This window comes from Pseudomonas sp. NPDC090201, assembly GCF_044746825.1.
Taxonomy (GTDB): Bacteria; Pseudomonadota; Gammaproteobacteria; order Pseudomonadales; family Pseudomonadaceae; genus Aquipseudomonas; species Aquipseudomonas putida_AD.
In genome coordinates this window covers 269,121-294,473 of record NZ_JBIVCX010000004.1, presented here as the reverse complement: position 1 = coordinate 294,473, position 25,353 = coordinate 269,121, and the positions used below count along the sequence as shown (strand labels likewise).

The 25,353-nt window shown below is 61.8% G+C and carries 21 protein-coding genes; 13 read left to right on the top strand and 8 right to left on the bottom strand.

The genetic code is table 11. The features are described from left to right. Positions 1 to 7: 7 nt before the first annotated feature. Entirely contained in the window at positions 8 to 133 is a 126-nt protein-coding gene (locus tag ACIPOO_RS15410) for a hypothetical protein (protein ID WP_400608351.1), read from the bottom strand. 16 nt (positions 134 to 149) lie between these two features. Here ACIPOO_RS15410 and ACIPOO_RS15405 point away from each other — a divergent pair, with 16 nt between their 5' ends. Genes ACIPOO_RS15405 through ACIPOO_RS15395 form a run of 3 tightly spaced genes read left to right on the top strand, consistent with a single transcriptional unit; the run spans position 150 to position 6,105 of the window. Next, a complete protein-coding gene (locus ACIPOO_RS15405; RefSeq protein ID WP_400608349.1) occupies positions 150 to 1,331 on the top strand; it encodes an efflux RND transporter periplasmic adaptor subunit in 1,182 nt (393 codons plus the stop codon). A 12-nt stretch (positions 1,332 to 1,343) separates the two neighbouring features. Next, positions 1,344 to 4,604: an efflux RND transporter permease subunit gene (locus ACIPOO_RS15400; protein ID WP_400608347.1), complete on the top strand. Its 3,261-nt coding sequence runs from the start codon at positions 1,344 to 1,346 to the stop codon at positions 4,602 to 4,604. 10 nt (positions 4,605 to 4,614) lie between these two features. Then, positions 4,615 to 6,105 (top strand): efflux transporter outer membrane subunit, encoded by a 1,491-nt coding sequence (locus tag ACIPOO_RS15395; RefSeq protein ID WP_400608345.1) that lies wholly within the window; start codon positions 4,615 to 4,617, stop codon positions 6,103 to 6,105. A gap of 92 nt (positions 6,106 to 6,197) precedes the next feature. Here the strand turns inward: ACIPOO_RS15395 and ACIPOO_RS15390 are convergent, their stop codons facing one another. Further along, positions 6,198 to 7,094 carry a LysR family transcriptional regulator gene (locus ACIPOO_RS15390; protein WP_400608343.1) on the bottom strand — a complete coding sequence of 299 codons (897 nt, stop codon included), beginning with the start codon at positions 7,092 to 7,094 and terminating at the stop codon, positions 6,198 to 6,200. Between the two features lie 104 nt (positions 7,095 to 7,198). On the opposite strand from ACIPOO_RS15390, the gene ACIPOO_RS15385 reads away from it, so the two are divergent. Next, entirely contained in the window at positions 7,199 to 8,749 is a 1,551-nt protein-coding gene (locus tag ACIPOO_RS15385) for an MFS transporter (protein WP_400608341.1), read from the top strand. A gap of 75 nt (positions 8,750 to 8,824) precedes the next feature. On the opposite strand, the gene ACIPOO_RS15380 is transcribed toward ACIPOO_RS15385, so the two are convergent. From ACIPOO_RS15380 to ACIPOO_RS15365, 4 genes are all read right to left on the bottom strand, one after another. Further along, positions 8,825 to 10,312: an efflux transporter outer membrane subunit gene (locus tag ACIPOO_RS15380; protein ID WP_400608339.1), complete on the bottom strand. Its 1,488-nt coding sequence runs from the start codon at positions 10,310 to 10,312 to the stop codon at positions 8,825 to 8,827. 1 nt (position 10,313) lies between these two features. Beyond that, on the bottom strand, positions 10,314 to 13,499 hold the full coding sequence (locus tag ACIPOO_RS15375; protein WP_400608337.1) for an efflux RND transporter permease subunit: 3,186 nt from the start codon (positions 13,497 to 13,499) through the stop codon (positions 10,314 to 10,316). A 6-nt stretch (positions 13,500 to 13,505) separates the two neighbouring features. Beyond that, entirely contained in the window at positions 13,506 to 14,747 is a 1,242-nt protein-coding gene (locus tag ACIPOO_RS15370; RefSeq protein WP_400608335.1) for an efflux RND transporter periplasmic adaptor subunit, read from the bottom strand. Between the two features lie 306 nt (positions 14,748 to 15,053). Beyond that, positions 15,054 to 15,947, bottom strand: coding sequence for a LysR family transcriptional regulator (locus ACIPOO_RS15365; RefSeq protein WP_274131168.1), 894 nt, complete (start codon positions 15,945 to 15,947; stop codon positions 15,054 to 15,056). Between the two features lie 366 nt (positions 15,948 to 16,313). On the opposite strand from ACIPOO_RS15365, the gene ACIPOO_RS15360 reads away from it, so the two are divergent. Further along, complete coding sequence (locus ACIPOO_RS15360) at positions 16,314 to 16,850, top strand: carbonic anhydrase (protein WP_400608333.1); 537 nt, start codon at positions 16,314 to 16,316, stop codon at positions 16,848 to 16,850. A 258-nt stretch (positions 16,851 to 17,108) separates the two neighbouring features. Then, positions 17,109 to 17,570 (top strand): cupin domain-containing protein, encoded by a 462-nt coding sequence (locus ACIPOO_RS15355; RefSeq protein WP_400608331.1) that lies wholly within the window; start codon positions 17,109 to 17,111, stop codon positions 17,568 to 17,570. Positions 17,571 to 17,643: 73 nt separating this feature from the next. Here ACIPOO_RS15355 and ACIPOO_RS15350 read toward each other — a convergent pair whose 3' ends face one another. After that, the gene (locus tag ACIPOO_RS15350; protein ID WP_274131165.1) at positions 17,644 to 17,955 is read right to left on the bottom strand and encodes a cupin; all 312 of its coding nucleotides are present in this window, start codon (positions 17,953 to 17,955) and stop codon (positions 17,644 to 17,646) included. Positions 17,956 to 18,249: 294 nt separating this feature from the next. Here ACIPOO_RS15350 and ACIPOO_RS15345 point away from each other — a divergent pair, with 294 nt between their 5' ends. The 3 genes from ACIPOO_RS15345 to ACIPOO_RS15335 are packed head-to-tail and all read left to right on the top strand — an operon-like array spanning position 18,250 to position 20,842. Beyond that, positions 18,250 to 19,233 (top strand): DUF1852 domain-containing protein, encoded by a 984-nt coding sequence (locus ACIPOO_RS15345; RefSeq protein ID WP_400608329.1) that lies wholly within the window; start codon positions 18,250 to 18,252, stop codon positions 19,231 to 19,233. Positions 19,234 to 19,258: 25 nt separating this feature from the next. Continuing rightward, on the top strand, positions 19,259 to 20,293 hold the full coding sequence (locus ACIPOO_RS15340) for a methionine synthase (protein ID WP_274131163.1): 1,035 nt from the start codon (positions 19,259 to 19,261) through the stop codon (positions 20,291 to 20,293). A gap of 39 nt (positions 20,294 to 20,332) precedes the next feature. After that, the gene (locus ACIPOO_RS15335; RefSeq protein WP_400608327.1) at positions 20,333 to 20,842 is read left to right on the top strand and encodes a flavin reductase family protein; all 510 of its coding nucleotides are present in this window, start codon (positions 20,333 to 20,335) and stop codon (positions 20,840 to 20,842) included. A 51-nt stretch (positions 20,843 to 20,893) separates the two neighbouring features. Here the strand turns inward: ACIPOO_RS15335 and ACIPOO_RS15330 are convergent, their stop codons facing one another. After that, positions 20,894 to 21,274: a MerR family transcriptional regulator gene (locus tag ACIPOO_RS15330; RefSeq protein ID WP_400608325.1), complete on the bottom strand. Its 381-nt coding sequence runs from the start codon at positions 21,272 to 21,274 to the stop codon at positions 20,894 to 20,896. A 69-nt stretch (positions 21,275 to 21,343) separates the two neighbouring features. Here ACIPOO_RS15330 and ACIPOO_RS15325 point away from each other — a divergent pair, with 69 nt between their 5' ends. From ACIPOO_RS15325 to ACIPOO_RS15310, 4 genes are all read left to right on the top strand, one after another. After that, positions 21,344 to 21,793 carry a hypothetical protein gene (locus tag ACIPOO_RS15325; RefSeq protein WP_400608323.1) on the top strand — a complete coding sequence of 150 codons (450 nt, stop codon included), beginning with the start codon at positions 21,344 to 21,346 and terminating at the stop codon, positions 21,791 to 21,793. Positions 21,794 to 21,914: 121 nt separating this feature from the next. Then, on the top strand, positions 21,915 to 23,114 hold the full coding sequence (locus tag ACIPOO_RS15320; protein WP_400608321.1) for an MFS transporter: 1,200 nt from the start codon (positions 21,915 to 21,917) through the stop codon (positions 23,112 to 23,114). Positions 23,115 to 23,364: 250 nt separating this feature from the next. Beyond that, the gene (locus tag ACIPOO_RS15315) at positions 23,365 to 24,126 is read left to right on the top strand and encodes an enoyl-CoA hydratase/isomerase family protein (RefSeq protein ID WP_400608319.1); all 762 of its coding nucleotides are present in this window, start codon (positions 23,365 to 23,367) and stop codon (positions 24,124 to 24,126) included. Positions 24,127 to 24,280: 154 nt separating this feature from the next. Continuing rightward, positions 24,281 to 25,345, top strand: coding sequence for an ABC transporter substrate-binding protein (locus tag ACIPOO_RS15310; protein WP_274130588.1), 1,065 nt, complete (start codon positions 24,281 to 24,283; stop codon positions 25,343 to 25,345). The last annotated feature ends 8 nt before the right edge of the window (positions 25,346 to 25,353 follow it).

Below are 25,353 nucleotides of genomic sequence, written 5' to 3'. Positions count from 1 at the left end.
AGCGGACTCACAGGGCTGCCAGGTTGCTGGCCTCTGACTTCCGCGTTCTTACAACGATGCGCTGATCGACATTTTCAGTATGGCCGAGCGGCACTGTTGCGCCCGCAGTTTGTGTTTTTTCAGTGATATTCATGAGCAGGAGAGAGTCAATGAACGCCAATCCCAAACGGCTATCCGTCGTGTTGAGTGCGCTCTTGGTGGCCGGCACCGCCGGTATCGTCGTGAAGTATGGCGATCACCTTGAGCCTGTCAGTTCGGCCCATGCGGCCTCGGACGTGATGCCTGCAAAGACCGAAGTGGATGTGGCCACCGTGGTCTTCAAGACGATCAGTGAGTGGCAGGGCTATTCCGGTCGGCTCGAAGCGGTGGACAAGGTCGACATCCGTCCCCTGGTTTCCGGCACGATCGTCGCGGTGCACTTCAAGGATGGTGCCCTGGTGAAGAAGGGCGACCTGCTGTTCACGCTGGACGAGCGTCCTTACCTGGCCGAAGTGGATCGGGCGAGCGGGCAACTTGCCGCCGCCGAATCCCGCGCCGCCTGGACCGCGACCGATGCCGCACGTGCCCAGCGTCTGGTTGAACAGAACGCCATTGCCCGGCGAGATTTGGATGAGAAACAGAATGCATCCCGCGAGGCCGTGGCCAACGTCAAGGTGGCCAGGGCTGCGCTGGACGCTGCCCGGGTCAATCTGTCGTACACCCGCATCACAGCACCGGTGGCCGGCCGGGTTTCCCGTGCCGAACTGACGGTGGGCAACATCGTGGCGGCCGGTACCTCGCCGTTGCTCACCACCCTGGTGTCGGTGTCGCCGATCTACGCCTCGTTCGATGTCGATGAACAGACTTACCTGCGCTACCTGAATCAGGCGTCCGGCAGTGCGGCGCCTGTGTCTCTCGGGCTTGCCGACGAGGAGGGCTACTCGCGCAAGGGCGCTGTCGATTCCATCGACAACCAGCTCGATACCCAGTCCGGCACCATCCGCGTTCGTGCCCGCTTCGACAACGCCAGTGGCGCGCTGCTGCCGGGCTTGTACACGCGGATCAAGGTCGGCGGCGGCAAGCCCTTCGATGCCGTGCTGGTGGACGACTCGGCCATCGGCACCGATCAGGCGAAGAAATTCGTGCTGGTGGTCGGCGCCCAGGACCGGGTCGAGTACCGCGAAGTGACCCTGGGCAACCTGCATGAGGGGTTGCGCGTGGTGACCTCGGGGCTCAAGGCCGGTGACCGCGTGGTCGTCAACGGCATCCAGCGCGCCCGTCCCAACGACACGGTTCGCGTCAACAGCGTGGACATGGCCGCCGTCGGCCGTGCTGCCAAGCCTGCGGCCTAACGAGAACTCATCATGAACATTTCGAAATTCTTTATCGACCGGCCGATCTTCGCCGGCGTGCTCTCGGTGCTGGTGCTGCTTGCCGGCCTAATCGCCCTGACCAGGCTGCCGACCGCCGAGTACCCTGAAGTCGTACCGCCTTCGGTGGTGGTGCGCGCCGAGTACCCGGGAGCCAACCCCAAGGTCATCGCCGAAACCGTGGCCTCGCCCATCGAGGAGCAGATCAACGGCGTTGAAGACATGCTCTACATGCAATCGCTGGCCAACAGCGACGGCAAGCTGACCACCACGGTCACCTTCAAGCTCGGCACCGACCCGGACAAGGCCCAGCAATTCGTGCAGAACCGCGTGGCGCAGGCATTGCCACGCTTGCCCGAAGACGTGCAGCGCCTGGGCGTGACCACGGTCAAGTCGTCGCCAACGCTGACCATGGGCGTGAGTATCCTGTCGCCCGATCAGCGTTACGACCTGACTTACCTGCGCAACTACGCGCTGATCAACGTCAAGGACCGGCTGGCACGTATTCCTGGTGTCGGTGAAGTGGTGATGTGGGGCGCTGGCGATTACTCGATGCGCATCTGGCTCGATCCGCAGAAAGTCGCTCGCCTGAACCTGACGGCCACCGACGTGGTGAAAGCCATTCGCGAACAGAACGTGCAGGTCGCGGCGGGTATCGTCGGCGGCGCGCCGATGCTGACTGACGTGCCCTTGCAACTGAGCGTCAACGCCCAGGGGCGTTTGAAGACCGAGCAGGAGTTTCGCGACATCATTCTCAAGACCAGCGGCGGGGCGGTGACCCGCCTGGCGGACGTCGCGCGAGTGGAAATGGCCGCTTCCGAGTACACCCTGCGGGCGATGCTCAACAACAAGCCGGCCGTGCAGATGATCATCTTCCAGCAGCCCAACGCCAACTCGCTGCAGATTTCCGATGACGTGCGCAAGGTCATGGAGGAGATCAAGCAGGACATGCCCGAGAGTGTCGATTACGGCATCAAGTACGATCCGACGCAGTTCGTGCGCGACAGCATCCATGCGGTGATCCAGACCCTGCTCGAAGCCATCGCCCTGGTGGTGCTGGTGGTGATCGTGTTCCTGCAGACCTGGCGCGCCTCGCTGATTCCGTTGCTGGCGGTGCCGGTGTCGATCGTCGGCACCTTCGCGCTGCTGCTGGGCTTTGGCTACACCATCAACGCGCTGTCGCTGTTCGGCATGGTGCTGGCCATCGGTATCGTGGTGGACGATGCCATCGTGGTGGTGGAGAACGTCGAGCGCAACATTGCCGACGGCTTGTCGCCGCGTGACGCCACCTACAAGGCCATGCAGGAAGTCAGCGGACCGATCATCGCCATTGCACTGACTCTGGTGGCGGTGTTCGTGCCGCTGGCGTTCATGTCTGGCCTGACCGGGCAGTTCTACCAGCAGTTCGCGATGACCATCGCCATTTCCACAGTCATCTCGGCGTTCAACTCCCTGACCCTGTCGCCTGCGCTGTCGGCGATCCTGCTCAAGGGCCACGATGCGCCCAAGGACCGCCTGACGCGCGTGATGGACGCGCTGTTCGGCCGGTTCTTCAGGGCGTTCAACCGCGTGTTCCATCGCGGCTCTGAGCACTATGGCAGCGGCGTGCGCGGTGTGGTCAACCGCAAGCTGGTGATGCTGGTGATCTACGCCATCCTGCTGGGTGGAGCGGTGTGGATGGGCAAGATCGTGCCGGGAGGTTTCGTGCCGGCGCAGGACAAGGACTACGTGGTTGCCATCGCGCAGTTGCCCAGCGGCGCGACCCTGGATCGCACCGACAAAGTGGTGCATGAAATGGGCGACATCGCCATGGCCATCCCCGGCGTCAGGGACTTGCCACAGTTTCCGGGGCTGTCGGTCAGCCTGGCCAACTCCCCGAGCAGCGCGCTGGTGTTCCCGGTGCTTGAGCCGTCCAAGTTCCGCTCGAAGGAAGAGTCGGCAGCCGCCATCGTCGGGAAGTTGAATGCTCAGTACGCCGGTATCAAGAACGCGGCCATCGCCGTCTTCCCGCCACCGCCGGTGGCCGGCCTGGGCACGGTGGGCGGGTTCAAGCTGATGATCGAGGACCGTGGTGCGCTGGGCTATGAGGCGCTCAACAAGATCACCCAGGACTTCCTCGCCGCTGCGGCCAAGGCACCGGAACTGGGGCCGTCGTTCTCGACCTTCCAGATCAACATGCCGCAACTCAATGTCGAGCTGGATCGGGTCAAGGCCAAGCAACTGGGCGTGTCGGTGACCGACGTGTTCGACACCCTGCAGATTTACCTGGGCTCGATGTACGTCAACGATTTCAACGCCTTTGGCCGGGTGTATCAGGTGCGGGCCCAGGCTGATGCGCCATTCCGCGCCACCGCCGACAGCATCGGCCTGTTGAAGACCCGCAACGACAAGGGCGAGATGGTGCCGCTGTCGTCGCTGGTCAAGGTCAGCACCACCTACGGACCCGAGATGGTCGTGCGCTACAACGGCTACACCGCTGCCGACATCAACGGCGGGCCGGCACCCGGCTATTCGTCCGGGCAGGCCCAGGCGGCGGTTGATCGCATTGCCAAAGAGGTGTTTCCCCGTGGCATCAAGTACGAATGGACCGACCTGACCTATCAGCAAGTGCTGGCGGGCAACTCGGCGCTGTGGGTGTTCCCGATCAGCGTGCTGCTGGTGTTCCTGGTGCTCGCCGCCCTGTATGAAAGCCTGACGCTGCCCCTGGCGATCATCCTGATCGTGCCGATGAGCATCCTGTCGGCGCTGGTGGGCGTGTGGCTGACCAACGGCGACAACAACATCTTCACCCAAATTGGTTTGATGGTGCTGGTGGGGCTGTCGGCCAAGAACGCGATCCTGATCGTCGAATTCGCCCGCGAACTGGAAATGCAGGGGCGGACCATCGTGCAGGCCGCCATCGAGGCCAGCCGCCTGCGCCTGCGGCCGATTCTGATGACCTCCATCGCCTTCATCATGGGCGTGGTGCCGCTGGTGTTTTCCAGCGGGGCAGGGTCAGAGATGCGCCATGCCATGGGCGTTGCGGTGTTCTTCGGCATGCTCGGCGTAACCCTGTTCGGCCTGCTGCTCACCCCGGTGTTCTACGTGCTCCTGCGCAAACTGTCGGGCGTGGAGCATCTGATCGACAGGCACGGCCGGCACCCGCACCTGGCGGCGGATCTTGAGAGCCATGACACAGCTGACTACGCCGCTTTCGTCGCTGGCCACAGCACCCATTCCACCACTCGCGCGCCGCAAGCCGCGCTCGAGAAGTAAGGAGAATCACATGAAAACCTTTGCTCTGAGCCGGATGTTCTTCGGCTCGGTATGGCTGACTGCGGTGCTGGCCACTGCGGGCTGTTCACTGGCTCCCACTTACCTGAAGCCGAACGTTTCGATGCCGCCCGCCTACAAGGAAGAAAAGCTCCAGGAGCCGCCCATGGCCTTGTCGGCGGCCGAAGCCGGTTCATGGAAGACCGCCGAGCCGTCCGAAGAGATGGCCCGAGGCGACTGGTGGACAGTGTTCAAGGACTCGACCCTCAACGATCTGGAGGCCCAGGCCGCCAGTGCCAACCAGAGCCTTGCCGCTGCCGCCGCCCGCCTGAAGGAGGCCAGGGCGCTGAACGTGGCGGCGCGGGCCGGTCTGTTCCCGACGCTGGACGCGGGGATCGGCCCGACCCGGCAGAAAGTTTCCGGCGCATCCCAGGGGCTGTCGAACAACGCCAACGTGCCCGCGCAAACGCTGTGGCGTGCCCAGGCCGGAGTCTCCTACGAGGTCGACATGTTCGGGCGGGTTGCCAATACGGTGGAAGCGGCCAGGGACGACCTGCAACAGAGCGAAGCGTTGCTGCGTTCGGTGCAGCTGGCGCTGCAGGCCGACGTGGCGCAACACTACTTTGCCCTGCGTGAGTACGACGCTGAAGCCCAGGTGTTTGCCGATGCGGTGGCGCTGCGCGAACAGGCGCTCAAGTTGGTGCAACAGCGATATGACCTGGGCGAGATCAGCCAACTGGATCTGGCCCGGGCCCAGGCCGAGCTGGCCACGGCGCGCTCCGACAGCATGACGGTCGAGCGCCTGCGGGCAACCTCCGAGCACAGCCTGGCGGTGCTGCTGGGCAAGGCACCGGCGCAGTTTTCCATCGCGCCGAATCCGTTGGTTGCGGTCAACTTGCGCATTCCGGCCGGCTTGCCGTCATCGCTGCTGGAGCGTCGCCCGGACATCGCCGCCGCCGAACGCGCGATGGCCGCCGCCAACGCCCGGATCGGCGTGGCCAAGGCGGCGTTCTTCCCGTCGCTGACGCTGACCGGTGCTGCAGGGTTCGAGTCCGATTCCCTGGGCAGCCTGTTCAAATGGAGCAGCAGGACCTTCCTGCTCGGGCCATTGACGGGCACCGCGCTGAACCTGCCGATCTTCGACGGCGGTAAACGCAAGGGCGACCTGGCCAACGCTCGCGCCGTGTATGAAGAAAATGTCGCGACCTACCGTCAGCAAGTGCTGGTGGCGTTCCAGGAAGTCGAGGACGGGTTGTCCGACCTGCGCATTTTCGAGGAACAGACCCGCACCCAGGCCGTGGCCGTCGATGCCACGGCCCGTGCCGCGCAGTTGTCGCGTTCGCAGTACAACGAAGGTGCGGTGACCTACCTGGACGTGATCGACGCTGAACGCAGCGTACTCCAGGCCCGCCGCGCAGCCGTGCAGCTGCAGGGCTTGCAGATGGCCTCGACGGTGAATCTGATTCGCGCCCTCGGCGGTGGCTGGGACCACAAAACCCTGTAAGCGTACCGCCGTGCTGTAGCAGTCCGGCTTGCCGGCGATGGCCATATCAAAGCCGCCTCTGACAAGCCGGGCCGCGCCAGTCATGGTTTTTTTCAGCGCAGCCGGTCCGCCAGATAATTCAACACCGCCCGGGTCTTGGCCGGCATGCGCTGACCCAGCGGGATCAAGGCATGCACCGGCGGCCCGGGAGCATCCACGGCAGGCAGCACCCGCACCAGCCTGCCGCACTCGACGTATGGCTGGGCAACCTTGTCGTAGAGTTGCGCGATGCCCAGGCCGAGCACGGTCGCATCGATCACCCCCTGACCATCGGACACGATCAGCGCTGGCGTCGGCGAGAACTCGCGGGCGTGGCCATTTTCCACCAGCGACCATGGCCGCAGACGCCCGGTAAAGCCGCGAAAGATCACCGCTTCGTGGTTGACCAGGTCCGCGGCCGATTCGACCGGGGCATGACGCGCCAGGTATTCCGGCGCCGCATACAGGCTCAGGGTGATGTCGCACAGCTTGCGCACGGTCATGTCGCTGTCCAGCGGCAACTCCCCGGCACGCACCACGATGTCCCAGCCTTCACCGACCGCATCGGACATGCGGTCGGTCATGGACATCTCCAGAGTGACCTTCGGGTAGCGGGTACGCAGGTCGGAAATGCTCGGCAGAAACAACTGGCGGAAACCCGACGGGATATCCAGGCGCACCCGGCCCGTGGGCTCCTCCTTGCGTGCCGCCAACGCCTGGGCTGCATCACGCAGCCCGTCGAGCGCAGCCTGGGCGGCGATCAGGTAGGTTTCGCCGTCCTCGGTCAGGCGCACTGCCCGTGTGGTGCGCTGAAACATCCGCGTGCCGAGCCGGCTCTCAAGGCGCTGTACGGCCTTGCCCACGTTGGATTTGCTGGTGGCCAGGTTCTCCGCCGCGCGCGTGAAGCTGCCAGTCTGGGCGACGGCGACGAAGGCGGCAATGTCGGGAAATGACGTGTCGGCACGTTCCATAATTGTCTCTCTTGAAGCGACTAAGTGTCTCTCGATGGCGCGTTTATCGATGAATCTGCGCCAGCAACAATGACACATCTTTTCGCACAACAGGTATATCCCTCATGACAAATATTGCCCACCAGGCAACTGCTCGCGACAGGTTGCTGATTCTCGCGGCCATCTGCCTGTCAGCGCTTGTCCTGCCGCTGAGCTTCACCGGTGGGGCTGTCGCAACCCCCGCGATTGGCCGTGAACTGGGGGGCAGCCCGGTGGCGCTCACCTGGATCACCAACGCGTTCATGCTGTCGTTCGGCAGCCTGCTGATGGCTGCAGGCGCACTGGCCGATGTCTATGGCCGCAAGAAGCTGTTCACCCTTGGCATGATGCTGTTTACCGCCGCCTCGATTGCCCAGAGCCTGGCACCGACGGTGTTCTGGCTGGATATCCTGCGGGCGGTGCAGGGCGTAGCCGGTGCTGCGGCGCTGGCCAGCGGTTCGGCGGCGATTGCCCAGGAATTCGAGGGGCATGCGCGCACACGGGCCTACAGCATGCTGGGCACCACGTTCGGCATCGGTCTGGCATTTGGCCCGCTGCTGGCGGGCGGCCTGATCGAAGCATTCAGCTGGCGCGCGATCTTCGTGTTCACCGCCGTCATCGGCGTCATCTCCATGGTCTTCGGCCTGCCGCGCATGCGTGAAACCCGTGATCCGAACGCCCAGGGCCTCGACTGGCCCGGCACTGTCACCTTTACCGGGGTGCTGGCGCTGTTTACCTTTGGCGTGATCCAGGCACCGGAGAGCGGCTGGGGCAGCCCACTGGTGTCCGGACTGCTGATCGGTTCGGCGGTCCTGCTGGCGCTGTTCGTGATGATCGAAATGCGCGTCAAGCGCCCGATGCTCGACCTGACCCTGTTCCGTTACCCGCGTTTCATTGGTGTGCAGATGCTGCCGATAGGCACCTGCTACTGCTACATCGTCCTGGTGGTGATGCTGCCGCTGCGTTTCATCGGTGTCGAAGGGCTGAGCGAAATCGACGCCGGCCTGCTGTTGCTGGCGCTGTCCGCCCCGATGCTGGTGGTGCCGATGATGGCGGCATCGCTGGCGCGCTTTGTGTCCCCCGGCATTCTGTCAGGCGCGGGATTTCTGATTGCGGCGGTGGGCCTGCACTGGCTGAGTTTGTATAACGTCGGTGAGCCAAGGTTCGGTCTGGTGGGCCCCATGTTGTTGATCGGCATCGGTGCCGGGCTGCCCTGGGGATTGATGGACGGGCTGTCGGTCAGCGTGGTGCCCAAGGAGCGTGCCGGCATGGCCGCCGGTATTTTCAACACCGTACGGGTCGCCGGGGAGGGCATTGCACTGGCCAGTGTGGCGGCCATCCTGGCCTCGTTGCTGCACACTCACCTCAGCGACATTCTGCAGGGCGTGCCGGGAAGCCTGGACACTGTCGCCATCGCCGAAACCGCCCAGCGGGTCACCACCGGCGACATGGCCCATGCGATCGACCGCATCCCGGGGTTGGCCAATGAAGCGCTGATCGCCGGTTATGCCCAGGCCTTCCAGTACCTGCTGCACATCCTGACCGTCATCACGCTGTTTTCAGCGGCGGTGGTTCTGGGGTTGCTGAGCAAGGATCAGGTGGCCGTGGAGGACGCTGTCCAGAAGCCAGCCGTGTGACGCTGGATGCCTGAAAAACGGCCGGTCTTGCGCAGGCAAGGCTCGGCCGCTTCGGTGATGCCCACACCCGCGCTTTCAGCGGCTGGCCACAGGCGTCGGCGAAGACGTCACTTCGGACTGCCCATCCCATCCACCCCCCAATGCGCGGACCAGCGCAACGGTGGTGACGGCCCGACTGCCGCGCAGTTGCACGGCGCTGCGCTCAACCGTGGTGAGGTTGCGCTGTGCCTCCAGTAGATCCAGGTAGCCCGTGCGACCGGCTTCATACAGCATCTGGGCCAGTTGTGCCGAACGGCGTGCCGAGACGACGGCCTCGTCGGTCTGCTGCGCCTGATCGGCCAGAATGCGCAGGCCCGCCAGGTTGTCTTCGACTTCGGCAAACGCCACCAGTACCTGCTGACGGTACGTCGCGACCGACTCCTCCAGCGCGGCCTCACTGCGCTTGACGTTGTTCTTGTTACGGCCGCCATCGATGATAGGCATCGACATCAGCGCACCCAGGACCCAGGAGCGACTGCTCCAGTTGAAGATGTCCGCCACCGAGGTGCCGACGCCACCAATCCCGCCGTTGAGGTTGAGCGCCGGAAACATCGCGGCACGGGCAACGCCGATACGCGAGTTCGCCGCTTCCATCTCACGCTGCGCGATGACGATGTCCGGGCGGCGCTGCAGCAGGCTCGACGGCATGCCCGAAGGGATCTGCGGCAGCGAGGCGATGTCATCGAGAGGTTGGCTGCTGGCCGAGAAATTCGATGCCGGCTTGCCCAGAAGCACCGCGAGCGCATGCTCATGGGTGGTTCTCTGCTGTTGCAGGGCGACCGCTTCCGCGCGCGCCGTCGACAGCTCTGTCCTGGCCCGCGACAGGTCGAACTCGCCTACATCTCCCAGATCGAACCGGCTCTGAGTGACCTGCACGGTTTGTTCGCGCAAGCGCACGGTTTCATTCAGGGTTGCCAGTTCGGCATCGGTTTCGCGCAAGCGGAAATAGGTTTGCGCGACGTCCGCTTGCAGCGACAGCAGCACCGAGCGGTAACTGGCTTCGCTGGCAGCCGCGTCCGAGTTGGCGGCGTTGACGTTGGACGACACTCGGCCGAACAGGTCAACTTCGTAGCTGGCGGTCAGGCTGGCCTGATAGGTCGTGCGGGCCCCTACAGCACTGCCACCAGGCAGGCTGTTGGGGGATTCACGGTTTCTTTGCGCGCCAGCGTTGACACCGATCTGTGGTATCCGGTCCGCTGCGGCGATGCCGGCAATGGCACGGGCCTGTTTCAGACGCGCTGTGGCTTCTGCCAGGTTGTTGTTGCTCCTGGCTGCTTCATTGATCAGGGCAGTGAGCGCCGGGTCGTTGAAGGCCAGCCACCATTCACCGCGTGGCTGTGCCTCGGCTGCCCTGGCGGCCTGCCAGCGGGTGCCATCTGGCGCGGTGACGGGCGTATCAGGGGCTTCCTTGAACGCCTGTGGCACATCGATTTCCGGTTGTTTGAAATCGGGTGCAGCACAGGCGGCCAGCGCCATGGCAATGAGGACTGCACCGGTACGTTTGATGAAGACATTGGCGTTCATGTTAGTGAGTCTCTTCAAGAGCGTGAGGAACGACCGCCGAGTTAGTGGCTTTGCTGCGGCTCAGGAATTTGGCGAGCGAGCGCATCAACACGTAGAAAACGGGTGTCAGGAACAGTCCGAAGAAGGTCACGCCGAGCATGCCGCCAAACACGGCGACACCCATCGCATGACGCATTTCCGAGCCTGGGCCGTGTGAGAACACCAGAGGCAGTACGCCCATGATGAATGCGATCGAGGTCATCAGGATCGGACGCAGGCGCAGGCGGCATGACTCCAGTGCTGCCTGCACGGTCGTGCGGCCGTGGTGCTCCAGTTCGCGAGCGAACTCGACGATCAGGATCGCGTTCTTGGAGGCCAGCCCCACCAGCACGAACAGCGCGATCTGGGTGAAGACGTTGTTGTCGCCGCCGGTCAGCTTCACACCCAGCAGAGCACAGAGGATCGACATCGGCACGATCAGGATCACCGCCAGTGGCAAGGTCCAGCTTTCGTACTGCGCGGCGAGTACCAGGAACACCAGCAGCACACAGAGCGGGAACACGTAGAACATGGTGTTGCCGGCGAGGATGTCCTGATACGCAAGGTCGGTGAACTCGTAGGTGATGCCTTTTGGCAGCACTTCTTTGGCCAGGCGTTCGATGGCGGCCTGTGCCTGGCCGGACGAATAGCCAGGCGCCGGGCTGCCGTTGAGGTCTGCCGACACATAAGCGTTGTAGCGTTGTACCCGTTCCGGGCCGTAGGTATTGGACACGCGCATCAGCGAGGCGAGGGGAATCATGTCGCCGTTGGTGCTGCGGATCTTGAGCTTTTTCAGGTCTTCCACGTGGTTGCGGAACTGCTCGTCAGCCTGCACCCGCACCTGATAGGTACGCCCGAAGCGGTTGAAATCGTTGACGTACACAGAACCCAGGTTGACTTGCAGCGTCTGGTAGATCGTTTGCAGCGGCACGTTCAACTGCTTGGCCTTGTCACGATCGATGTCGGCGTAGATCTGTGGCACGTTGATCTGGTAGCCGGTGAAGACACCCGCCAGTTCAGGCGCTTTGCGCGCACGGGCCTGGAGCTCCTGCGTCGCTTTGTTCAATGCGTCGTAGCCGACGTTGCCGCGGTCTTCCACCATCAGCTTGAAGCCGCCGAGGGTGCCCAGGCCGTCCACTGGAGCCGGTGGCACGACAAGGATGAACGAGTCTTCGATCGACGTCATGCGTTTGTTCAATTCACCGGCGATGGCGCCTGCGCTCAGGTCTCTGGAGCTGCGTTGAGCGAAGCTCTGCAGGTTGCTGAACTGGATACCGGCGCTGGACGAGGCAGTGAAGTCGTTGACCGACAGGCCCGGAAACTGCACAGCGTCGCTGACGCCGGGCGTTGCAGTCGCGATCTTGCCCATGCGCTGGATGACGGCATCGGTACGGTCCAGCGAGGAGGCGGTCGGCAGTTGCGCGATGCCGATCAGGTAGCCTTTGTCTTGCAGCGGCACGAAGCCCGCAGGCACCAGTTTGAACATCAACCCGGCACAGGCGGCCAGCATCAGGTAGACGGCGATGGCGCCGGACTTGCGTTTGAGGGTGCCTTTGACGCCCATTTCATAACGCTCGGACGAGCGCCCGAAGAAGCGGTTGAAGGCCCGGAAGAACCGGCCGAACAGCGTGTCCATGATGCGGGTCAGGGCATCTTTCGGCGCGTCATGGCCCTTGAGCAACACAGCGGACAATGCCGGCGCCAGAGTCAGGGAACTGAATGCCGAGATCACGGTGGAGATGGCGATGGTCAGCGCGAACTGCTTGTAGAACTCACCGGACAGGCCCGGCACGAAGGCAATCGGCACGAATACGGCACAGAGCACCAGCGCGATGGCGATGATCGGACCGCTCACTTCCTTCATGGCCTGTAGCGTGGCTTCACGGGGCGACAGACCGCTGGCGATGTTCCGTTCGACGTTTTCCACCACCACGATGGCGTCGTCGACGACGATACCGATAGCCAGCACCAGACCGAACAGCGACAGGGTGTTGATCGAGAAGCCAAATGCGAGCATCACGGCAAAAGTGCCGACCACTGAAACCGGCACGGCGAGCAGCGGGATCAGCGAGGCGCGCCAGGTTTGCAGGAAGATGATGACCACCAGCACCACCAGCGCGATGGCTTCGAGCAGGGTGTGAATCACCGCATTGATCGAGTCCTGCACGAAGCGGGTGGTGTCGTAGACGATGCTGTATTCCATTCCCGGCGGGAAGTCAGCCTTCAACTGTTCCATGCGGTCGCGAATGTCGCTGGACATCTGCAGCGCGTTGGCGTTTGGCGCTTCGAAGACGACCAGCGCCACAGCCGGCTGGTTGTTCAGGCGGGCACGCAGGTTATAGGCGTTGGCACCCAACTCGATGCGGGCGACGTCACGCAGGCGGGTCAGGGCGCCATCGGCACCGGTGCGCACGATGATGTTGCCAAACTCTTCAGGGGTTTGCAGCCGGCCTTGGGTTTTCACGGACAACTGGAAATCGCTGCCTCTGGACGGCGACTGCCCGATTGCACCGCCTGCCACCTGTACGTTCTGCTCGCGAATGGCGTCGGTGACATCCAGGGTGGTCATGTTGCGCGCGGCGATCTTCACCGGGTCGAGCCAGATACGCATGGCGTAGTCGCCCGAGCCGTTCAACTGCACCTGGCCGATGCCGGCGATGCGGTCGAGCTGGTCCTTGACGTTGATCGTGGCGTAGTTGCGCAGGTACTGGTCATCGTAACGACCGTCCGGCGAGGTCAGGTGCACCACCATGGTCAGGCTGGGCGTCGATTTGATGGTGGTGACGCCGATCTGGCGCACCTCTTCGGGCAAGTGTGGCAAGGCCCGTTGCACGCGGTTTTCCACGTCGGTCTCGGCTTGCGAAACCTTGGTGCCGATCTTGAAGGTCACGGTCAGCAGCAGGTTGCCATCGGCCGTCGATTGCGACGACATGTAGAGCATGTTGTCGACGCCGTTGACCTCTTGTTCCAGCGGCGTGGCCACCGTCTCGGCAATGACCCTGGCGTCAGCGCCCGGATACTGCGCGCGGATCTGCACGGCGGGTGGCACCACGTCCGGGTACTCGGCGACAGGGAGCGTGAACAGCGCGATGAGCCCTGCCACGAAAATGATGATCGACAGCACCCCCGCGAAGATGGGCTTGTCGATGAAAAATTTCGAGAAATTCATGATCGATCAACCCTTTGACTTGGCGTCAGGTGTGGTTTTGGAGGCTGTTTCGGGGGTGGTTTCTGCGACAGGTTCATCAGGATTGAAATCCATCGAAACCATGTGCGGTGCCAGGGGGGCGCCCGGCATCACCCGCACCAGGCCGTTGACCACGATCTGCTCGCCAGCTTTCAAGCCGCTGCGCACGACACGCAGACCATCCACCGTGTTTCCGAGGGTGACCTGACGGTATTCCGCTTTGCCCTGAGGATCGACGACGAACACGAACTTGCGATCCTGATCGGTGTTGATCGCACGCTCGTTGATCAGGATGGCCTGGGTTTCGTTGCCGCCATGGGTGCCACCCAGCAACTGCACGCGGGCGAACAGGCCAGGGGCCAGGGTCTTGTCGGCGTTGCTGAATATGGCGCGCATGCGCACGCCGCCGGTTTGCGGGTCGAGCTGGTTGTCGACGAATTCGAGCTTGCCTTCGTGGGGGAAGCCTTGCTCGTTGGCCAGGCCAACCCTGACGTCTACATCCTTGCCGCCGTGGTGAGCGGCACCGACACGCAGGTAGGTGTCTTCGTCACCGTCGAAGGAGGCGTAGATCTTGTCGTCGGACACCACCTTGGTCAGCACGGCGCTGGTGTCGACCAGATTGCCCAGCGTGATATCGGCCTTGCCGACGCGGCCATCGATGGGGGAGGTCACACGGGTATAGCTCAGGTTGAGCCTGGCATTGTCAGACTCGGCTGCGGCAGCACGGGCGCTGGCTTCCAGCTGCTTGAAGTTGGACAGGTTTTCGTCCAGCTCACGCTGCGCGATGGCTTTCTCGCCGATCAGCTTCTGAGAGCGGGCCAGCTCGATACGCGCCAGGTCCACCTTGGCCCGTGCGGCAGCCGCGGCGGCTTCGGTACGGTCGGCTTCGGCTTGATAAGGGCGCGGATCGATGACGAAGAGCACGTCGCCCTTCTTGACGATGGCACCGGGGGTAATGTTGACGCTGGTGATGAAACCCGGGACCCGGGCACGAATATCGACGCGCTCGATGGCCTCCATGCGACCGGAAAACTCCTGGGTTTCGACCACGGCTTTCTGCACGACCGTCGCGGCGGACACCACGGCGCCAGCAGCAACCGCTGAATCAGCGGGTTTTCCGCTGGCGTCGTCGCAGCCGGACAGGTTCAGGACCATCAGGCCAGCCATTGCCATCGCCACGGCACCGGCGAGAGGGCGGATGCGGGTATTTGGGTGATGAACAGTTTTCATAGGTTCTCTTCAGAAGTCGGATGGATTGGCTAGCGAAAGGCTGGCTCTGCCCGCTCACGAAACCGGCACCGGCAGGCCCTGAGTGGCGGCAAGCAATGAAATGAACGCTCCCTGTGGAGTGCGTCCGGGTGTAACATTATTACTATCATATCAACCGGGCAATTGCGGGTTCTTGATTTGCATAATCAATTCAAATGATAACTGTAATCCTATTGCCCGAACACAGCCCGCTCGCAGCTGTGCGAGATGCCAGGAGGGCTCGGTGAGTGCAGAGCTGTCCGCTCTGATGCGGCAAGATTGCCGAAGCTATGGCTCGCTGGCCAGCATCCGGGCCAGGAAATCGACAAACACTCGGGCAGACATGCGGGTGGTTCGCCCCATCGGGAAATAGGCATGAACGGGCAGTTCGGCCATCTTCCATTCAGGCAGAACCTGGACCAGCGTTCCGGCTTTCAAGTCTGCGGCACAGGCCCAGGACGTGGTGGACACAATGCCCAGCCCACCGACGGCAGCGGTCAGTGCCCCGGCCGTATTGTTGATGGAAAGCTGCGCGTTGGGGCTTACTGAGGATTGTTCGCCGTTGCGCTCCAGTTGCCAGGAGGTGACTTGGGACCCTGCCGGGCCACCGACGACTCGATGACTCTGGATGTCAGCTGGACACTCAGGCGTGCCGTGCTCGGCCAGATAGCCCGGGGACGCCACCAGCACGCGCCGCATCAGGCCTATCTGCCGGGCCGTCCCGGAAAGGTCCGGCAAGTGCCCGACGCGGATGCCGACGTCAACGGCGTCCTTGACCATGTCCTGCCACTGGTCTTCAAGCAGCAGTTCCAGATGCAGGGATGGGTGCTGCTCGGTGAAGGTCGAGAGTCTCGGGATGACGATCCGCAGCCCCATCGTTGCAGGCATGCCGATGCGCAGCAACCCGCGAAGCTCCCCGGTTTCCCGCACGCTGTTTTCGGCATCGTCGACCGCCGCCAGGATGGGTTCGACGCGCATGAGGAATTCCAGACCTGCTTCGGTTGGCGTCACGGCGCGGGTGGTTCGGGACAGCAGGCGGGCGCCGAGACTGGCTTCCAGCTCCGCAATCATTCGCGAGACCTGGGATTGCGCGAGCCCGCTTTCCCGGGCCGCTGCCGAAAAGCTCCCCAGCCGCGCGACCCGCGTGTAGATGCGCAACGCGACGATGTCTTTCAGCGCCATCTTCCCAGTGCTCCGTCCATTTCGTCAGCCCACACAGCCCGGTGCATCCGCGTCGACCCGTGATCGATCAGGCCCGATCAGCGTGCGGGCGAGGTGCACCCCACAGCGGGCGATGATGCCATGAACGGAGGTTCATTAATGCTGGTTCAAGATAGATGTTAGACCAAATCGACGGCTACCGGCGGCCCCGCCAAGCGACGATATTGGCTCCATCGCAAGCGAGACGCTGCGGTGCTCGCCGTTGGCGAATTCGCCCGCCTGCAGCCTCAGCGGCAAATGAAACGGGCTCGACCGGTTCGTGCATCTCGAGCCGGTTTCCCTGACTGACTTGACTTCCCCAGCCTCAACCTGATGACGGAGACAATCATGGACTTCATCAATACCCTGACCGAACGCAATGCCGAGTACGCAGAGAACGGTTTCTCGGCAGATCTCAAAATCATCCCTTCGCAGAAAACCATGATCATCGGTTGCGTTGATCCTCGGGTGGACCCGATGGATATCTTCAAACTTGGCGCCGGTGAGGCCGCCATCATTCGCAACGTGGGCGGCCGCGTGACCCCCGAGCTGTTTCAGACCATGGCGATTCTCGGCACGGTGTCGAAAGTCGGCGGCAACCCCGTCGGCGAAGGCTGGAATCTGGTGGTGTTGCACCACACCCAATGCGGGATCACCGGTTGCCTGCATCATGCGCCTCATCTCCTTGCTCGATACATGGGCGTGGAGGAGGGCAAGCTGGCAACGCTGGCCATCGACGATCCGTACAAATCGGTCGAGATCGATGTCGCGGCCCTCAAGGCCAATCCGAACCTGCCTGCAGATGTGATGGTCACCGGGCTGGTGTATGACGTGACCACCGGCAAGGTTGAAACCGTGGTGCCCACATCACGCCTGAAAGGGTAGGGGTTCGCCCTGCGGCATCGGCTCTGCACCGTTCGCCCTGCTGGTTTCGATCTTCGACCTGAAGTCGGCCAGCCGAGCGGGCATGGGGCGCATCGCCATCAAGGCCGTTCTGTATCACAACGTATCGCCCAGGGTCAGGGCAACGTTTGCATACAAGTAGGCTTCGGCCAGAAATGAGCCAGATACAATGAGTCATTCAAATGGAGTACCGCACAAGCGGAAACAGCCACCCTGACGGCTCACTCCTGGAATAGACCCATGTCACAGTACTTAACTCGCAAGACCCGGCTCGTCATCGCCCTCGCGACTGCCCTTTGCGGATTCGCCGGGATATCACAGGCTCAAGATGCCAGTGCGCAGGCAAGCCCACCTAATCCATCGGCCGCAAAGAGCTGGCAAACCGGCCTTCATCGCACTGATCTGGTGAAGAGGGACCTGGACTTCGCGGATCGTGAGGCCATTCAAGTCCGGGTCGACTTCGAGCCGGGCGTCGCGGCCCCCAGGCATTCGCATCCGGGGGTAGAGATCGCGTATGTGATCAGCGGCACCTTCGTATATGAGCTGCAAGGTCAACCCGCCGTGACGCTTCATACCGGTGACTCGTTATACATTCCGGCCGGGGTTCCCCATGTTGCAACTAACGTCGGCACCACCACCGGCTCGGAGTTGGCAACCTACATCGTGAAGAAAGACGTCCCGCTGTTGAAACTGGAACCCTAGCGCACCTTGGTGCCCGGACCCTGCCGCGAGATCAACGACGTGAGGGCACTTGTGTTTTGTGCTTCCGAGGCACTCAAACACTGCCCTCACGTTCAATGACCAGAATTCGCGCTTCGCCTCGGGGATGGGCAACATGTTCACATCCAATCCCTGCGAAAAACACATCACCTGTCATCAAGGTCACGACGCGCTCGATGCCTGACTCGCGATAGTGCATCTCTACCGTGCCGTCCAGAACGGCGAACACTTCCTCACCGTCGTTCACATGCCATTTGTAGGGCTGATCGGTCCAGTGCAGGCGCACGGTGGTGCCGTCCATGTTAGCGATGTCGTCAGCACCCCAGGCACGGGTGGCGGTGAATTCCTTGCTCCGAATCACTCTCATTGTGGTTGTTCTCAAACGGTTCGCTAAAGCCCGGCAATCTACCAGAACTAACTTCCGTTCGCGGCGGGACGTTGATGGATGGCTGCCGAGCCCAGTACATCATCATGAATCTGGCTAATGCTCCATTGAAATCAATTCGTTTTTGTTCATACAGCCAGCGCCCTAACATGCGGACTGCTCTTCACCACAGATGGCGTGCAGCCTGCCGGGTGAAAAAACAGAACGTCGGCCACGCCTGAAAAGACAAGCAGCACATTCAGGTCTGGCGCAAAGAACACAGGGTGTCAGATCAAGATGAACACAGACTTCGCATTCGCTATCAAGAGCATCTGTTTCGACGAGAATTATTTTCCCTCGGACACTACGCGCATCACCACCAACTTCGCCAACCTGGCCCGTGGGGAGAGCCGGCAGGAGAATCTGCGCAACACCCTGAAGATGATCGATAACCGCTTCAATGCCCTGGCGCACTGGGACAACCCTACGGGCGATCGCTATCGGGTGGAACTTGAAATTATCTCCGCTGAAATGACGCTCGATGCCCAAGGCCGTGAACAGGCCATCCCGCTGATCGAGGTGTTGAAAACAACCATTGTCGATCAACACACCCATGAGCGCATCAACGGCATTGTCGGAAACAACTTCTCTTCTTACGTGCGCGATTACGACTTCAGTGTGCGCCTGCTGGAACACAACAAGAACCGCGTCGGGTTCAGCACGCCGGAAGACTTTGGCGACTTGCACGGCAAGCTGTTCAAGTGCTTCGTCAATTCGAGAGCCTACAAGGCGCACTTCGACAAACCGCCGGTGATCTGCCTGAGTGTGTCCAGTTCAAGGACCTATCACCGGACCGAGAACCAGCATCCGGTGCTCGGGTTCGAGTACAAGCAGGATGAGTATTCGTTGACTGACGAGTATCTCAGGAAGATGGGATTGACCGTGCGCTACTTCATGCCGCCTAACAGCGCGGCGCCTTTGGCGTTCTACTTTTCAGGCGATCTGCTGAGTGATTACACCCGTCTGGAGCTGATTGGCACCATCAGCACCATGGACACCTTCCAGAAGATATACCGGCCTGAAATCTACAACGCCAACTCGGCTGCGGGGAAATCCTACCAGCCGAACTTGAAACACCAGGATTACTCCCTGACTCGCATTGTCTATGACCGGGAAGAACGCAGCCGGCTGGCGATCGAGCAAGGCAAGTTTGCCGAAGAGCAGTTCATCAAACCCTATCAGGCCGTGCTTGAGAAGTGGTCCGTCAGCTGCGCCCTTTGAATCATTTAAAACAAGGTTATCGTTCATGAAAAAACTGTTGCCCACCTCGACCGCCGGCAGCTTGCCTAAACCCTCCTGGCTGGCCCAGCCCGAGACACTCTGGTCACCCTGGAAACTGGAAGGCGACGCATTGGTCGAGGGCAAACAGGACGCGCTGCGTCTTTCTTTGCAGGAACAGCAACTGGCGGGTATCGATATCGTCAGTGATGGCGAGCAGACACGTCAGCACTTCGTCACGACGTTTATCGAACACCTGGACGGCGTGGATTTCGAAAAGCGCGAAACCGTGAGAATTCGCGACCGCTACGATGCAAGCGTGCCAACAGTGGTGGGGGCAGTTGCGCGTCGCAAGCCGGTGTTTGTCGAAGATGCAAAATTCCTGCGTCAACAGACCGGCCAGCCAATCAAGTGGGCGCTGCCAGGCCCGATGACGATGATTGATACCCTGTTCGATGCCCACTACAAGAGCCGTGAAAAGCTGGCCTGGGAATTCGCCAGGATCCTCAACCAGGAAGCCAGGGAGCTGGAAGCCGCCGGGGTCGATATCATCCAGTTCGATGAGCCTGCATTCAATGTGTTCTTCGACGAAGTGAACGACTGGGGCGTTGCGACGCTGGAAAGGGCCATTGAAGGACTCAAATGCGAAACGGCCGTGCACATTTGCTACGGATACGGCATCAAGGCCAACACAGACTGGAAGAAAACCCTGGGCTCGGAATGGCGCCAATACGAAGAAGCTTTCCCCAAACTGCAAAAGTCCAGCATCGACATCGTCTCGCTGGAGTGCCACAACTCTCACGTGCCCATGGATCTGATTGAACTCATTCGCGGCAAGAAAGTGATGGTCGGGGCTATCGATGTGGCGAACCACGCCATTGAAACCCCTGAGGAAGTTGCCAACACCCTTAGGAAGGCGCTGCAGTTCGTTGACGCCGACAAGCTCTACCCTTGCACCAACTGCGGCATGGCACCTCTGCCTCGTCGGGTTGCCAGCGGCAAGCTGCAAGCATTGAGCGCGGGCGCAGAGATCGTGCGCAGAGAACTTTCAAACCAAGGCTGAACCACTATTGAAGTGGCGGACTTTTATCCAGGATCTGTTATGTCGCTTACCGGTACTGCCATCGAGCCCTTGCACTTTCGCGAAGCGCTCGGGCATTACGCATCGGGCATCACCGTGGTTACCTCGCACATCGCCGGCGAGCCGATTGGCTTTACCTGTCAGTCGTTCTACAGCGTGTCGATGAGTCCGCCACTGGTGTCATTCAGCGTCATGTCCCAATCGGCCAGTTATCCCAGGATTCGCCAGGCCGGCCGGTTTGCGGTCAATATCCTCTCCGGTGAGCAGGTCGATATTTCCAATCAGTTCGCACGCCGAGGCACGGACAAGTGGCAAGGCGTCGACTGGCATCAGTCGCCCTTGGGCAACCCGATCATTGGCGGCAGCCTGCACTGGCTGGATTGCGAAATCCACGCTGAGTATCCCGCTGGCGATCACCTGATTGTTATTGGTGAGGTCAAGGCTTTGAGCCTTAAAGAGGCAGCGGCTGAGCAGCCGCTGCTGTATTTCAAGGGGCAGTATCGCAATCTTGCGGAGCAGGGTGGGGTTTGAGGGATTGTGTGTCAGCCCAAGGCCTTGTCATCACAAGGGCAGGGCCGTCACTCACACCACCGCCCCCAACTCACCCACCAACAGCGGACACGCCTGCTGCGCCCGCTCGGCCAGCACATTTCGCAGCGCCTGCATCTGTGCAATGCGCTCGTCCAGCATTGCAATCTTCTGTGCGAACAACTCGGGCAGAAGCGCGCTCGATGCTTCTTCAGCATTCCACAGCAGTGGCAGGTTTTCACCGATCTGCGCCAGTGAGAACCCCAACTGCTGCGCCAACTTGATGTACCCCACCAGTTGCAGTGTTTCCTCGGGGTAGAGCCGGTAGCCATTGGCGGTTCGCTGAGGCTTGATCAGGCCTTTGTCTTCATAAAACCGCAAGGAGTCCACGGACACGCCGGTACGCCTGGCGACGTCGCCGATTCTCATTTTCATGGTTTCTCGCATTGACTCTGGACCTTACTCCAGGCTTTAGCCTGAGGGTCCAAACTGTGAGGGATGAGCATGCTGAACGTAAACCACAATCTGAAAATCGTGCGGGCCAGTGCCTGGTATGACCTGGCGGCCACGGCGGCCTTCATGACGCCGTGGTCGGCGTCGCTTTGCCTGCAAGGCTTCGCCGCACTGTCCGCGGCCCTGGGGCTGGACCGTCCGGTCCCTGTGCTGGGCGTCTCCGAGATGCTCTTCGTCAATTTGCTGGGCAGCGTGGTGATTGTCTGGTCGCTGTGGCGGCTGCGGCATCCGAGCCGCCTCGTGGGACTCTATGACGTGCTGGCAAGGGGATTGTTTGCGCTGTGGCAGATCTATGCAGTGGCCAAGGGCGCCAGTTTTCTGATCCTTGGTTTCACCTTCATGGAGGTCGCGTTTGCCATTGCCCAGAGCCTGCCGGTGTCCGGTGCCGAGCGAGGGAGGGATCGCTCAGGGGGCAGTCGTGGGGAACATGTGACGAATTGATACAGATCTGGCGGGATTGACCTGCCCCGTACGGTTACATCCTGACTTGATAAACGTGTAGGGTGCTCTGTCTCGTGCTCTGACCCATCGGTCAGTGCTGTACACAGGACCCGGATTTTTTGTGAATTGCGTTAAAGCTTCTGAATCAAACACCCCTCAATGCGCTTCATGGTGGGCGGTCGCAAGCGTAGCCCTTGGCTCCTTCGCGACCGTGACCACCGAATTTCTTCCCGTGGGCCTGCTGCCTTCGATCGCCAGTGAACTGAAGGTGAGCGTCAATCACGCAGGCCTGATGATGGCTGTGCCTGGTGTGCTGGCCGCTGTCTCGGCGCCTTCATGCATTGCGCTTTTCAGTCATGTCGACAGGCGCCGGATCCTGCTGGTGCTGCTGAGCATACTGCTGGCCTCCAACCTCATCGTGGCGCTGTCGGGTGAATTCTGGCTGACCCTTGCCGGCCGGGTGTTGCTGGGCTTTGCGTTGGGCGGGTTCTGGACCATTGCCGGCTCGCTCGGCCCTCGCCTGCGCCCAGGCAGGGAAGGGGTGAGCGCGACGTCATATATTCTGGCAGGGGTGTCGTTGGGAACCGTGGCGGGTATTCCAGCGGGCACGCTCATCGGCGAAGCCTTCGGCTGGCGTTCGGCGTTCCTGCTGGCGGGGGCCGTCACCGTCGGGGTGGGTTTGCTGATCGCCTGGTTCCTGCCGTCGCTGCCCGGTGAGCGCAGTGCCGGCATGACGCAGATGCGCGCGCTGGCAGGCGAGGCCGCCATCCGCCGACGGTTCGCCGCTGCGCTGCTCATCTACGTGGGGCACTTTGCGGCCTACACCTTTTTGGCGCCATACGTACAGGAGCAGGCCGGGGTGACGGGCTCGACACTCAGTGTCCTGTTGTTCGCCTTTGGCCTGGCGGCGGTGGTGGGAAATCTGGCCGGCGGGGTGCTGGCAGCCCGGGGCGCACCGTCGTCGGTGTTGGTCATGACCCTGCTCATGCTGGTGTCGCTGACCTCGCTGATGGTCTTCGTGGCCGATCCGCTGCTGCTGTGGCCGGTGATCGTGTTCTGGGGTTTTGCCTTCGGGATGATCCCCATTACCACCCAGATCTGGTGTTTCGATGCCTCCAACGGCCGCGTCGAAGGCGTTCAGGCGCTGCTGGTGTGTGTGGTCAACCTGTCGATTGGCGGCGGTGCCTTCATCGGCGGTCTGGTGTCCGGTTCCGCAGGCTTCACGGCGGCCATCATGACCGGATCGGGCTGCGCCTTGCTGGCGACCCTGGTCGTGCTGGTTTCCCTGAGGGGGCCAGAACCTGTCTCGTGCCAGTCCTGAGTCACTGAACCGGCGCAATGCCGGCAGGCTCGAGACTGTTGAGTAACCCTGTGTGACACCTGTCCCTCAATCGAGGTGACAGGTGCCCGCTGAAGCGTCCGCTTCCAGCCCTCCCTCACGCCTTTTCCGGCGTCTTTCATGCTTCTCAGCGACCCTCCTGACCCGAATACGACAAAAGATTTCGGACCGTTGCGCATTTTTCGATAGTTAATTATTGTATTGAGACATTAACTATCGCATAGAGATAAACATGTCAGACATTCTGCTTGAGATACAAGGTGCTGTCGCGGTTATCACACTGAACAGGCCGGCCGTGCTCAACGCATGGACCACGCCGATGCGTAACGAAATCATCACCGCCTTGAAGCAGTACGAAGCCGACGCTGCGATCAAGGCCATCATCATGACCGGGGCAGGGGACCGTGCGTTTTCCGCAGGCCAGGACCTGTCCGAGGCCCACGATTTCAGCGGTGACCGCGCGGTGGAGTGGGTCGGCGAGTGGGAGCATTACTACGCGACGCTGCGCGGCCTCTCCAAACCGCTGGTGATTGCGCTCAACGGTACCGCCGCAGGTTCGGCGTTCCAGGTCGCGCTGCTCGGTGACATCCGTGTCGGCCACCCGGAGGTGCGCATGGGCCAGCCGGAAATCAACTCCGGGATCCCGAGCACGACCGGTCCCTGGATCATGAACAGCATGCTCGGCATGTCGCGCACCATCGAGCTGGTACTGACCGGCCGTTTGATGGACGCCGAGGAGTGCCACCGCATTGGCCTGATTCATCATCTGGTGCCGGCTGCACAGGTGTTCGAGAAAGCCATGCAGATCGCTCAGGAGCTGGCGGCCAAGCCACCGGTTGCCATGCGCCTGGACAAGCAGCGCTTCCGCGAAATGAGCGAGGAAGGTTTCAAGAGCTGCATCGAAGCGGGCCGTCGTCTGCAGAAAGAAGCCTACGACTCGGGCGAGCCTGCACGCATGATGGAAGAGTTTTTCAGCAAGCGCGCCAGGAAGTGACCACTGCTTGACCGGCAGCCGGCCACTGGGTCGGCGCCGGGCTTCACCGCACCATGGATGACAGGGGCAAAGTACCTCTCTAACCAACTGATTGACCTTTGCCCTGCCCACGTCCATCTACAAAAACGAACAATTCGTGCCGTAGGAGTCAGTCATGAGCAGTCCAGTTACCCCAAATCGTCGTCAGGTTCTAAAAGCCGGTGCCACGCTTGCGTTGGCGCTGGGCCTCCCGAGTGTGGTCCGCGCCCAGGACAAGCGCATCGTGGTCTCCGATCCCGGCGGCCCGTACACCATCGCCTACCGCAAGGCGTTCTACGACCCCTTCGAAAAAGCCACGGGGATCAAGGTCGTCAGCGTGGCGCGTGAGTCGCAGCCGGTCGCGCAGTTCGCGGCCATGGTCAAGACCCGCAACTACGTGTGGGACGCCACCATCCTCACCATCTCGGCCGACATTCCTTATCTTGAGGCCGAAGGTTTCCTTGAACCTATTGGGCTGGACGCCAAGGACTACCCGGACCTCATGCCCGAGGCCATCACCCCGAATTTCCTGGGGCTGGACGTGTATTCCACCGTTTTGGCCTTCCGCACCGACACCCTGGACGAAGGCAAGCGCCCGCAGTCCTGGGCCGATTTCTGGAACGTCGAGAAATTCCCCGGACGCCGCTGCTTGCGCCGCAGCCCGTTGGACACCCTGGAGCAGGCGCTTTTGGCCGACGGCGTGGGGCTGGACGAGTTGTATCCGCTGGACGTGGATCGCGCATTCAAGAGCCTGGACAAGATCAAGCCGCACATTGACCTGTGGTGGACCTCCGGTGCACAGGCGATGCAGGCGATCCAGAGCGGGGAAGTGGACATGATCTCGACCTGGAACGGTCGCGCCCAGGCGGCAATTGAAAACGGCGCGCCGGTTCAGGTGGTGTGGAATCAGGGGCTGTATTCCATCGAAGGCTGGGCCATCCCCAAGGGCACGCCGCGGGCGGAGATGGCCAAGGAGTTCGTGCGCTTCTGTGCCGATGCCAAGCGCCAGGCCGACTTTACCGACACCCTGGCCTACGGTCCGACCAACCGCAAGGCCTTCGAATCGATCCCACCCGAGCGTGCCGCGTTCCTGCCGACTGCCGAGCAAAACCTGAAGAACATGCGCCTGCCCAGTCCGAGCTGGTGGGCAGAGAATCGCACCCAGGTGACCGAACGTTTCAACGCCTGGATCTTGTCGTAGGAGTGGCC